This is a genomic window from Bacillus sp. FSL R5-0709, from assembly GCF_038004785.1.
In the GTDB taxonomy this organism is placed as follows: Bacteria; Bacillota; Bacilli; order Bacillales; family Bacillaceae_G; genus Bacillus_A; species Bacillus_A mycoides.
The window spans coordinates 2472555-2486386 of record NZ_JBBORT010000001.1 but is presented as its reverse complement, the minus strand read 5'-3'; the positions used below and the strand labels follow the sequence as shown (position 1 = coordinate 2486386).

The 13832-nt window shown below is 33.7% G+C and carries 4 protein-coding genes; all 4 read right to left on the bottom strand.

Features of this window, described 5'->3' with window-relative positions; translation table 11 throughout:
* Positions 1–26 precede the first annotated feature (26 nt).
* Positions 27–7037 carry a non-ribosomal peptide synthetase gene (locus MKX37_RS12630; RefSeq protein ID WP_078422533.1) on the bottom strand — a complete coding sequence of 2337 codons (7011 nt, stop codon included), beginning with the start codon at positions 7035–7037 and terminating at the stop codon, positions 27–29.
* Positions 7038–7069: 32 nt separating this feature from the next.
* Complete coding sequence (locus MKX37_RS12625; RefSeq protein WP_078422532.1) at positions 7070–8047, bottom strand: SagB/ThcOx family dehydrogenase; 978 nt, start codon at positions 8045–8047, stop codon at positions 7070–7072.
* Positions 8048–8917: 870 nt separating this feature from the next.
* Positions 8918–11488, bottom strand: coding sequence for a type I pullulanase (gene pulA, locus MKX37_RS12620; RefSeq protein WP_078422385.1), 2571 nt, complete (start codon positions 11486–11488; stop codon positions 8918–8920).
* Positions 11489–12004: 516 nt separating this feature from the next.
* Complete coding sequence (locus tag MKX37_RS12615) at positions 12005–13708, bottom strand: M4 family metallopeptidase (protein WP_078422386.1); 1704 nt, start codon at positions 13706–13708, stop codon at positions 12005–12007.
* Positions 13709–13832: the final 124 nt, after the last annotated feature.

Sequence of the window (13832 nt, the reverse complement as noted above, 5' to 3'; positions counted from 1 at the left end):
CGAGTTCTTGCTCGCCTTTTCATTTTTTATAATTTGTAATCACCGATTGCCTGTATTGGATTTTGAAGAATCATGTTGATTAACTGATGGATGTGATTCAATATTTCCTGTATTTTCTCCGCTTCATATACGGTTTGATCATATCCAAACTTTATTGTAAGTTTCTCTTCAGGGAAGCACATAATTCCATACTTTACATGAGGCTCATCAACAACTTCGTAATCTGTGATGGCAAAATTTCTGTTTTCATTTGAAGAAAAGATAGCTGAGTTAGTCGGATAGTTTTCAAAAACCCAAAGATGGTCAGTCAACTCAGTTTTTAATTCACTTTGTTTTTGTATATCAACAAATGAATAGTATGCATACTCATTACATTTCAATGTTTCTAGTTGTACTTTTTGCAGGAAGTCCACAAAAGATTGCGTTTCTGTCCATGCTAGTCGGATAGGCAAAATATTTGTGAACAGACCGAACATATTTTCAATCCCTTCTACTTCGGGAGGTCTGACTGATACTAGATTAGGTAATACTACTTCTCTCATTCCGTTGTATTTGCCAAGCAATATTCCCCATACAGCTAGTAATGCCGAATTCATAGTTATATTGTTTTTAGTTACAAATGTCTGTAACTGATTAGTCAAATCCTTATCTAATGTTAAATCCATAAATGTGAAATTTAACCCTTCACTTTGAGTTGGTACTTTCTTTTTAGGAATACTAATTTTCCGATTGTATCCTGATAAATAATCCCGCCAAAAATGACGTGCTTTCTCATGATCTCGTGCTACAGTCCAATCTATGAATGTCTCAAAAGGTTTCACTATAGGTAACTCTGCCGTAGTTCCCGCATTTATTGTTTCATAGAGCTGGAATAATTCGTCTATCAAAATGCTGACGCTCCAACCATCACATAATAGATGATGGGAACTCCAAACCACCTTATGCTCGTTATTTTCTAGTTGGAATATACAAAGACGGGTCATGAGTTCATCATTTTTGAATCCTTGACTTAAATTTTCATTCATCCACTGGTCTAGGAATTCTTGCTGTTCTTGTTTCGTCATCTCAATCAAGTTTTTTATCTCTGAAATCATTTGAACATCATGTAGAACAGCTTGCCAAGGTTGTGCTTGTTCATCTTGCACAATTATCGTTCTTAAAGAATCATGACGATCAACTAATTGTTGGAAACACTGAATAAAGAGATTAATATCCAGCTCCCCCTCAAGTGCCCAAATTGTTTGTTCGAAATATGCATTTGTATCAGGTTCAGTCGCAGCATGTTCATAAATAACTTCCTGGAAAGGTGCCAATGGGTAAATACGTTCTATTTTTATTTCTGGCATTTTTTCTTGTATTTTGATAAGTGTATGTTGATTAAGTTGTTTATCTTTAACATTTAGTACTGTAACTTTATTATCGTTCATTTTGTTTACATCACTTGTTTGCGAATTTGGAAGATGATCAAGCTTTTTAACAAATTGAACCATGTCTCCTAATATAGGAAATGAAAATAAATTTTTTGGCTCCAGCTCAAATCCTTGTCTATACAGTCTGACGGAAACTTGAATCGCTTTTATCGAATCTCCACCTAAGGCAAAGAAATGATCATTTACTCCAATCCGATTTACTTTGAGTACTTCTTGCCAAACACTAGTTAATATTTTTTCCATTTCCGTTTTTGGAGCAATAAATACTTCATTTGTTTGTTTCTCCGGAGTAGGGAGCGCTTTTCTATCTAATTTCCCGTTTGGAGTCAAGGGCAATTGTTCCAAATAAACAAAATAAGAAGGAATCATGTAACCTGGCAAGTGATCTCGCAAATGCTTTCGAAGTTCTGTTGTGCTAATATTTTTCTCAGTTACCACATATGCGACTAAAAATTTTATACCATACTCATCTGTCTGATCAATCACTACTGCATGTTCGACTTGTTTGTAAGTGAGAAGACAATGGGCGATTTCTTCTAACTCTACTCGATATCCTTGAATTTTGACTTGATAATCTTGGCGGCCTAAAAATTCAATATATCCCTCAGGATGCATTTTTCCACAGTCTCCTGTCTTGTAAATAAGACCAAAATCAGGATGTGATACAAATGCTTCATTTGTTTTCTGTTCATCATTTAAATATCCTTTAGCAAGGCCCACTCCCCCGATATATAAATCTCCAATTACACCAACAGGGCACATTTTCTTTTCATAGTTCAACACATAATACGTTTGGTTTGCCAAAGGAATCCCGTATGGAATACTTTTCCAATGCGATTCCACCTGTTTGACCGGATAATAAATTGACCAAATCGATGCTTCTGTTGCTCCTCCGAGTGAAACTACTTCCGCAATCGGAAAATGTCGTTTTATTTTTTCTGGTAAAGAAAGTGGAATCCAATCTCCACTATGTAAAACTAAACGCAAGGAAGAATGTTCAAAATGAGAACCTACTTGATCTAATGCCAAATCCATAATTGCAGGTACTGTATTCCAAATTGTAATTCCTCTACGTTCGACAGTACGGATTAATTCTTGCATGTCCCTTGGGTCACGAATCATTACCAACATTGCACCTGTGCTTAACGTTCCGAAAATATCGTATACAGATAAGTCAAAACACATAGAAGAAATACCAATAATACGATCATCTTCATTTACCTGATATTTTTGATTAATATCTTGAATGGTATTTGCAACCGCTTGGTGAGTAATAATTACTCCTTTCGGTTTTCCTGTACTTCCTGAAGTGTAGATAATATAGGCAAGATCTTCCGGACCAGCAATAGCAGGCATATCTTCTGTTGTGTATAATGACAAGCGGTTTTCTGCATAAAGACTAGGTTCTAATAAAAGTTTGCATGAGCTATTTTCTAAAATATATGTTTGGCGATCTGAAGGATGGTCGGGATCAATCGGAACATAAGCGGCACCTGCTTTTAAAACACCTATCATATTAACAATTGTGTCAACTCGTCTTTGTGCTAAAAGACCAACCTTGTCACCTAGACCAATTCCTTGTTCTTTTAAAAAGTGCGCAACTTGATTGGAGCGCTTATGAAGCTCCGAGTATGTTAAGTAGTCTTGTTCAAAAACTACTGCTACTTCATCCGGTGTACGTTTTACTTGGTCTGTAAATAATTGATTTAAAGTAGTCGACGGTATTTTTTCTGTTGTCTCATTGTATTGCTCAATTAAAGCATGGTCTAACTCTTTCATCTGCAAAGATGTTACGTCACTTTGTTTCACTAATTGTTCCAATAAGTCAACAAATTGGTGAAACATCGCTTCTATCACATCAACATCAAACAATTCTTCAACATAGTTCCAGCTAATTAATAACTCTCCATTTTTTTCAATTACCACATTATCCAAATGCACTTGTGGAGTCCGAGCATGAATATGGCGAAGTGAACCAAGTTGTTCCCAAGCAAAAGCCCCCGCACCTGCTAGCATCGAGGTGAAAACAATTGGCATAACTGCTTTTGGCGTCATTTGATGATATCGAGTAAAATCTCGAATGAAATTAACTCCATCGTAATGGCGATGTTCGAGACCATCTAATAAAGTAGATTGCGTTTCTTTTACTCTAGTAAAGAAAGATTGATCTGGATTCACATCAACATCCAACAAGATGAGTGAAGTGAAATCTCCCACAATTTGCTCTACTTCTTCATGAACAGGATAACGGTTAAATACAGTCAAATTAATTGCCAATCGACGTTGATTACTCCAATATGCCAATACATCACTATATATTGTACAAAGCAGAGCCGAAGGAGTTACTTCTTTCTCTTGTGCTAACTTTCGTAGCTTTGTCCATATTTCATTGTCCAGGATCTTATTAAGTGATTGGAACTTAGGAGTAGCAATCTCTGCCGGATCCTTTTTTAACAGCAAAGAAGGCGCAAACGGAAAGTCAGGAAGCTTACTTGTCCAATAATCTTTTGCTGTTTTATATTCTGTACTTTGTTCCAGTTCATCATAGATAAACATGTAATCTTGAAAATCAAAAGATAGAGGTTCTAACCTTTGCTCTGGTTTATAATAATAATGAAACAAATCCTGTCCAACGATGTTCATGCTTGCTCCGTCCATTAATAAAGCATCGTATCGAAAACATAATAAATACGTGTCTTCTTTTAAAAGAAAGGCTTTTAATTCAAACAAAGGCCATTGCCCTAAAGGAAATACATGATTAGTCATTCGAGAACGTTCTTCTTGTAAGCGAGCATTTTGATTCCTATCATCTAAATCTATGAGACTTACTATTTCAATCTCGTAATCAGGAACGCTTTGTAATATTTGCTGTTCTCCCTCTGGTAAAATTACAGCTCGTAACATCGGATGACGTTGAATTACCTTTTGAAAACTTTTTGAAAGACGATTGATATTCAATTCTGTTTCATATTCAAAATAAGTTTGAGGTGAAATACCACTTAATTCAAACTGTGAATTCCGTCCTAACATGTACGCTGTCTGAACCTCTGTTAAGGGAAATGGCTTAGACAAATCTTTAACATGGGTTGGTCTATTTTCAAAGTTTTCCGTTTTATGCTCTAACTTTACACAAGTACTAAGTTGAGCAATCGTGGGATGCTTAAAAAAATCTGTTGTACTTATTTTTAAGCAGTCTTTTCTTAATAGATTAATTACCTGAAGTGCTTTAATCGATTCTCCTTTTAAAGCAAAAAAATTATCATGAATACCGATTCCCTCAATCTCCATAACTTTTTCCCATGCATGCACCAATTTTTGTTCAATTTCATTGCGCGGGGCAACGTATGGAATTGATACATAATCTGTTTGTGTTATATCTAATAACCTTTTCCTATCTACTTTCCCATTTGGATTCAACGGAATCTCTTCCACCTGAATCATTTTTTCAGGAATCATAAACTCAGGTAATTTATCACTTAAATATTTTCTGATTTCATCAAAAGAGACCTTATTATCCGATACATAGTACGCAGCTAATAATTTCCTATTTCCATATACTTGATCAACAACGATAGCTTGGTTTATTTCTGGATATTCCCTTAACTGGCTTTCGATCTCTCTTAATTCAATCCGATATCCCCGAATTTTTACTTGATGATCCATTCGACCTAGATATTCAAGTTCTCCATTAGGCAACCAACGAACGAGATCACCCGTATGATACATCATTTCTCCTGCCGTAAAGGGACTCGGTACAAACTTTTCATCTGTCAGTTTAGATTTCCCAAGATACCCTCGTGCTACCGCCACGCCACCAATGCAGAGTTCACCCGGAATTCCAAATGGTTTTAATTGACCATACTTATTCAATATATAGGAATGATAATTCGGGTTGGGACTTCCAATCGTAACTTCTTTGGCAGAGCTCAAATCCTTTACTGTTGCACAAATGGTTGTTTCTGTAGGACCATAAATATTTAAAATTGTCGCTTCACTGATGCATCGAATTTTTTCAACCAAATCAATGGAAAATGCTTCTCCTGCTAACAAAATAGATTTTAAATCTTTTAGAAAATTTGCCCCTTCTGGATCACTCAAAATCACTTCCATTCGCGATGGCGTTGATTCCCATAAATCCACCTTATGTTCTTTGACCAAATAAGCTAATTCTTTTGTTGCGAACTGATCCTCTGTAGCAATAACTACTTTCGAACCTTGTGTTAAAGGCAGACATATTTCTAACAAGGAGATATCAAAAGATACACTAGCAAGAAACAAGAATGACTGATTATCTTTTACTTTTTCTCTCATTACACTTAAAAAATGGACAAGAGATTTCTGTTCTACCATTACCCCTTTTGGATTCCCTGTCGATCCCGATGTGTAAATAACATAAGCTAAATCATTAGGATAACTTTCTCGAACTAAATTACTTTCCTCACCTTGGAAGAGATATTCCTCATCAAGATACAGCACTTCACCCGCAAATTGCGGCAATTCTACTTCTGTTCGCTTGCTCAGTAAACATTTCGCTTGACTATCTTGTAACATATATTCAATTCGTTCATTTGGATAGTTAGGATCGATTGGTAAATACGCTGCTCCTGCTTTTAAAATCCCCACCATGCCAATGATCATTTCCAATGACCGATCTACCATAACCCCAATAATACTTTCTTTGGAAACACCTTTACTTTGAAGAATAGAGGCCAATTGATTTGCTTTCTTATTCAATTCTCTATATGTCAAAGATTGATCATTACAAACAACAGCAATTTGATCTGGGGTTTTTAACACTTGTTCCTCAAACAAATTTTGAAATGATTGAGACAATTCTATGTCCGCCTGACCTTGATTCAATTCTTCTAGCAACTCTTTCTCTTCTTCTGAAATGATACAAATATCTTTCACAGCCAAATTCGAATTTGTTGACACTTGCTTTAAAACATAAAGATATGAATTTGCAAACTGTTGCAAAGAAGAGAATGAATGAGACTTGAAAGAAATTTGAATTTCAAATTCATTATGTATTTCATTCCATTTTCTTTGTATCCAGATGGCTAAATTATTCTCTGCATATTCTTCTATCAAATTTTTATTATGTAATCCTTCCATCCCAATAACAATTTGAAAAGGAGTTAAATGGTGTTTCGCTAATAATTCAAAGAGTGGATAACTCTGATTGTCATACCCGAATAAAGTCGTTTGTTCAATCTGATTTACTACTTGTTTAAAGCTGTGATGCGGATAGATTTCACTTCCTAAAGGAATCAACTTATTAAGATTCTCGCTTTGTTCAATATTCTTTTCAATTACAGGAATACCAATAGTAATCCTTTCTTGATCTGTATAGTGTGCCAAACAAATCCTTAACGCGGCCTGTAACCAGCTAAATAATAATAAATCTTGAGACTTAATTACTTTTTGTATACTTTTACTAAACTCTACATTCATTATGACTTGAACGTGCTCGCAAGGATTTTCTTTATTTAGTTGGTAACCGCTATTAAATACAGAAAAATCGAGAACCTCGGAAGATAACTGCTCTTTCCAAAACGCCTCTACCCCTTTATTTTCATGAATCGAACTTCGATCTTTAATGTGCATTTTTATCTTTATCCCCCTAATATTCATTTCATCTATTCGTTAATTTTCAAGCCAACTTCAAGCCCATGGAGAAATACTTGATGGTTATCCAAACATAAAAATTGCTGAATCTCTTCAAATTTCATATGACCAACTGAACAAACGCCTAAATTCAATGTCTCAGCCACCATATTTAAGGTAGCAGTGATAATACCAGACTCAATACAAGCAAATAAATATCCATCTGAACCGTATTTCGGGATGGAAGCGTTCGCATTATAAACCAAATAAACTGAAAAGGCAGACTGAGTAAATAAATCTTGGTTTATTAACTCATGATCACTTTTGATTACTTGATCAATATTATTTACAATCACAAGACAGTTTTTTGCTGGGTTATAATAATAAAACCCAGCTTTCATACCTTCTATACGTTTTGGTTTTATATAAATAAAGATATCAATAGGGTAGAGTCCGCCTGCACTTGCGTAATGATAGTGTATATGTTCTTTCCTAACCTGTTTTAGAGTTGATATGAATTGGGAAAATTCTAAAAAACTAATATGTTTTTTCATATCAAATTGGCGACAAGACCTACGTTCCTTGATTATAGTGGGTAACTCATTTGTTGTTTCAAGTTGAATTTCGGTTGACCGCACAGCATGGTGTGTTCGATTCAATTGTTCACTCATATACTTATCTAAATCTTCTTTAGAAAAGCGAATCTGGTTGCTATATGGATTCGGAAAAATCTTTTCTTGTGTGGAAAATACTTCTCTTGGGTGTAATATGTTACTTACTAACACACGATTTTTTATCATAAGCTCTACTGTTTTTTGTGTCTCTTCTACATTTCCTAACGAAAAGTGCTCTACTAGTTCACTAATTTTCACACCTTTTTGAGTAAAAAAATAAAACTCAGGAAACCACTCAGACAAAACGCCTGTAAATCTTGTTTCTCCTATCAAAATTTCATTATGCAACTTCTCCCAATGCTTAATAGGAGACCAGTAATAAATTTGCTCGCTCATATAACCCTCCATAAACGTTTTACTTATTTTTAAAATACAATTTTCTAATCTACAAAAATAGTCCTTAGATTCTGCCCTTTGTTTCATAGTGATTATAAATACATGTACTTCAACGTAACTTGAGAATAATGAAATAACTTTTTCTTCATTGAAATTTTTTATTTCGTCATAAAAAATGATTTTTTATTAGACATTTTACATCCTTTCCCATAGTAATCCTATAAGGTATAAACCATTTGGAACATTGAGAATTTCCATGTATTTTCAATGTGAAATTATTGTAATGGATTGGAAAGCAGATGGAAATAGTTATTAAACAAAATAATATTGAGAAAGTTTTATTTGTTATAGCGATAAAATTTTCTAATGAGATTTATTACAAATAGATTAAGAAAAGAATTTGAAATTTTTCTTTAGAAGTTAGTGTAAAAATGCACATACTATTACATACAAGTGAGTTACTAACATATCGTATTTAAAATAGAGAAAAGACACCATTTTAGGTGTCTTTTCTCTATTTTAATTCCATATACTTTTACGCCTTTGTTATTTTTCGAACGATTTGTAGGAATTAATATAACTCGAACATCTAGCTCGTTAGATGTTCGAATGTATATTAAAAATTATATAAATTAAGAATGTATTTCAGATAATTTTATAAATAAATACAAAGATACCTCCTCCCCTACTGTTACAATAGCAATAATCTCTTGTCTATTTCCGTTATTAAATTGTAATATAATTACAGTATGTGAAATTATACTACATTAACTTTAAAAGCGAAGTGAAAACAACCTTCACTTCGCTTTTTTCATTTGCAATCCCTATTCAATTTGCTCAATTCAGTATATACTTTCACATTATTTGCTTTTATTTAATCGGTTTCTCTGTTTTTAAAACTAGTGAACTTAATGCAGGAACTTTAATTTTATTGTCATGGACAACGTAAAGTGTTTTACTTCCCGCCTGATTCTCGTTTACTAGCACTTTCCATGGACCTTTCGATGGAAGTGTTATGTCAACGGCTTCCCTATTTGCATTGTGAGCCACCATAAAGTATTCGCTTTTATTCCCACTTCCCTTTCCATCTATTGTATAAGCTACAACATTTTTGGGAACATCGATAAAAGCTACATACTTTTTAATTTGCTCTGCAGAAGTCATACGAAAAGCTGGGTATTTTTTTCGTAAATCTATTAAGCCCTTCATATACTCTACTTCATTATTAAATGCTGCACGGCGTAACCAATCCATCTGGTTAATAGAATCAGGAGATTTGTAACTATTATGATCACCATATTTTGTGCGCATAAACTCTTGTCCTGCATGTAAGAATGGAATACCTTGTGATGTTAATAAAATAGAAGAAGATAATTTATGCATTTGTTTTCGCATTTCTTCACTGTCACCTGAATTAGTCAACTCAAGTTTATCCCATAAAGTATGATTGTCATGTGCTTCCACATAAGTTAGCACCTGCTCCGGATCTTGATAAGTAGACGAATTTGTATCATAGTCAATACCGGCTGTAATGCCTTTTTTAATACGGTCTTCCATGTTTTGCTTTCCATTTACAAAACCATTTTCTTTCTCCTCAAATACACTACCTTTCAATCCATCACGAATATTATCGTTAAAATGAGCAATCCCTTTCATTTTCTCCGCATTTTTTTGATTTGCTTTCAATTCAGCTGCAAGAGGTGTATTTAAATCCCAGCCTTCTCCATGCAGAATAATAGAAGGATCAATTTGATTAACAGCTTTACGTATCTCATTCATCGTTTCATAATCATGAATACCCATTAAATCAAAACGGAACCCATCTAAATTGTATTCTTTTGCCCAGTATGTGACGGAATCTACCATAAATTTTCTCATCATCTTTCGTTCTGAAGCGGTATCATTCCCTACTCCAGTTCCATTTGCTAATGTTCCGTCTTCATTGTAACGATAATAGTAACCTGGAACTAACTTATGAAAATTTGATTCAGCGGCATTATACATATGGTTATATACTACGTCCATCACAACACGAAGATTATTATCATGCAATGTTTGAATCATTTGCTTTAATTCAGTTATTCGAACAGTTGGCTCAAAAGGATTTGTAGAATAGGAGCCCTCTGGGACGTTGAAATTTTTCGGGTCATATCCCCAGTTATATTGTGGTTCATTTAAATTCTCTTCATTTACTGAAGCATAATCAAATATCGGTAAAAACTGAACGTGAGTAACACCAAGATCTTTCATATGATCAAGTCCTGTTTTTACACCTTCAGGCCCTTTTGTTCCTTTTTCTGTTACACCTAAATATTTTCCTTTTTGCTTAATACCACTTTCAGGTTGGATGGAAAGATCGCGTACATGCAATTCATAAATAATAGCATCTTCCGGATTTTTAAATTTCGGTTTTTTGTTTGCTTTCCATTTTTTCGGATTTGTTTCTTCTAAATCAACAACTGCACCTTTATCTCCATTTACAGAAGCAGCACGCACATACGGATCAACCGCTTCAGTCCACTTATCCCCAATTTTCACCTTATACGTATAAAAGAGACCTTTTTGGTTCCCTTTAAGTTCTGCTTTCCAAGTTCCCTTTTCACCTTGTTTCATGTTTATTTCAGTACCTATTTTATCGCTCCATTTTTTATATGTAACTAACTTCGCTTCACTCGCAGTAGGAGCCCATAAACGGAACTTTGTATGTTGCGGAGTATATATATTCCCTAAATCATTACCACCATAATAAAATAAATTATCAAATTCCTCGCTACGAATGACTTTACCGATTTCAGTATTCGCATCAGCTAAGTTTGCTATTTTAACTTTGTATGTTTGTTTTAAATCAATTTTCTGTTCCGTAATTATTTTAACCTTATTAGTAATATCTCCACTATTTTTATCATAAGGACTAATTCCCTTAATTTTAACGCCTTCAATTTCAATTTTCTGTTCCTTACTATTAAACGGAACATTAGTCGTTACAGTAATTTCATTAAAACTATCAATAGTAGCTTTTTGAATTGAGAGATCCGAAGAAGGCTTAGAATCATATACTTTTTCATCACCCGAAAGGATCCATACTTCAGCACGACCATCCCTTATATTTTCAACCCAGTGATCACCTCCATCTTTTTCCCATTCATTGGTACGAACTATAAACCCTACACGATTATAGTCACCATCTATTTTTATCTTAGCGTATTTTCCAAATTCATCTTCACCAGTAAATTCATAAGATTTACCGTTTGCATTTTCTCCCCATACCCAAAGATTCCAGTCTTTTGTATTTCCAGATTTCTCTTTGTAATGAATGATAACTTCAGTTGTTTTCGAATTTGAAACTGCCTTCACACTCTGAAAAGAGAAAACAGATGATAACATAACGATTATGGTAAGTAATAAAAACGATTTGTTAATTAATTTTTTTGTAATTTGCACCCCATACACCCTTTCTTTAAATATTACGAACAATTTATTATGCTCATACTACGAAACACGGTTTAAATTAATCTAGGAATCTCTTTTACTTCACCTCCATATTGGCTATTTTTACGTATGTATTTCAATGATCTTTTATACGAAAATCAAATATAAGATGGAAACAACCCTTACGAAAACGTTTGCATTAAAACTCAAAAAAATAGATTTGTTTATTCCTTATTATATTTGTAAATACTAAAAGATCAGGGAAATCATTTTAAAGCAATCGTTTGTTATCGCTTTCATTTTATAGCACTTACTATTAAAAGGTCAATATATTATTAATTTTCTGTTTTTACATCCTTGAAATCTTATATATTTGTCGTAACTTATTGAAGATAGATGCCTGATTATTGCTTAGTAATTTTATTTTCACTAATACATTGCTACGTAAAAAATCAGCTAATATCCTTAAAATGACATTAGCTGATTTTCATAATGTATTAATATATGAATGAAAACTATATTTCTAACTTACTTAATTTTTGCTGCATCAAATGCTTTTTGCACTGCTTGAACTTCAGCTGTATTCGCCCCATATTTATTAGTTGCCACTCGAATACATGCTGATTTCAATTCTTTGAAATTAGATGTCATGTTTAATTCATCTGTATTTGCATAATAGAAAATATCAAACATTTTATCTTCACCAATTCCTTTAACAGTTACTCCGTTATGAATTCCGCCTTTTGCAATGAGATACGCAACTTTATTAATAATACTTGAATTAAAATGAACGCCGCCTTGATCCCATCCATTAAAATCGTTAAATTCACTGTAATCATCTGGATAAGGTACTCCAAGTGAAGATGGAACAGAAGCTGGGTTTTCCATATCACGGAAAACAGATCCAGTTTGTTCTCCCATTGTCCAGTTAAAGCTTCCATTATTTACGTATTTCTCAATAGATGTTCCCATAATATCAGATAGCGCTTCATTAATCGCACCAGATTCACCGTAATATTCAAGATTAGATTCGCTAGAAGTAACAGCATGTGTAAATTCATGTCCAGCTACGTCATATGCCTTGACAATAGGATCGCCATATACAAGCATACTTCCATTATTAGCACTTAATGCATTTTGCCAATTTTTCGGATCGTTCGTATCTTCAGAATCCCAAGCATGTACAACTGAAACTACCTTTTGTCCCTTATTATCAAAACTATTACGCTTATATTTATCTTTATAAAAATCAAATACCTTTGTTGCTAAATAATGAGCACTTACTGCTTTTGGATCGTTAAATGTTGTTGAAGTGCTGGTTGCTAGTGTACCAGGATAATAGCTTTCTTCTTTAGTAATATCTCTGTAATTCACATCATATGTTTCAATTCCTTGCCCTCTTGTATAATCAGCAAGTGCATATTTACCATTACTTTGTTTAGAAATACCAAATGAACGAGATATACCTAAATCATCTTTTCCTGTTCCAGTTAATGATGTAAGACTACTTTTTTTACTTTCCTTTAAAGCTCCAACTAGTTTTTCACTTGCTTTTAAGTTAGATTCTTGTACCATATTTTTTAACATATCACCATTTTGTGCATTTACTAAATAAGTTCCAGAAACATAGTTTGGTGTTGCCGCTTCAAATGTAACTTGATATGCATTGCTAGCTTGTCCATTATTTTCATCAACAAAAATAACTTCCTTAACTTCTGGCTCAGAAATAAACTTGATATCGTTCCCGTATTTCGTATAAATATATTGTTTCGCTTCATCTTTTGATAGATTAATAGGCTTTTTCAATTCTTCTTGTTTTAAATTTTGCGCGCTATCGCCTGAAACACTTTTAATAACACCGTTATTATCTACGTGTGCAGTTAATTGATGGCCATATACTTCTTTTCCTTCGTATGTTTGCTGCATACGCACAAGTGTTGTTCCATCATACGAACCACGTTTTTGAAGAACTTTATAATCTACTCCTGTTTCTCCATTGACTTGATTTGGAGAAAGAGCTTGTTCAGCTTTCTCCTTAAGAGCATCTTTTACTACATTCTCTGGTGTTTTTTGTGACGGTTGTGTAAGTTCACCTGAACGGAATGAGTCCTCCTGAATTTGAACTTGAAGTTGATCTGTTTCCTCTGCATGACCTATTCCGTATGGTGCCACAGCTGTTAAAGCTAATCCTGTTGTTAATGCTACTTTAGTTAATGTCTTTGTGTTTTTCATTTTTTCACCTCGTATAATTTTTGAAATAGAAAGCTTGTACAAAGTATACTGTCTATTTATGTCGAAAAAAAGAGAAAATACAAAATTTATGTAATATTATGCAAAATTACATATATGTGGTCGA

Coding starts and splice junctions, on each gene's coding strand:
- MKX37_RS12630 (WP_078422533.1), bottom strand. CDS start 7,037: ATGCACATTAAAGATCGAAGTTCGATTCATGAAAATAAAGGGGTAGAG.
- MKX37_RS12625 (WP_078422532.1), bottom strand. CDS start 8,047: ATGAGCGAGCAAATTTATTACTGGTCTCCTATTAAGCATTGGGAGAAG.
- MKX37_RS12615 (WP_078422386.1), bottom strand. CDS start 13,708: ATGAAAAACACAAAGACATTAACTAAAGTAGCATTAACAACAGGATTA.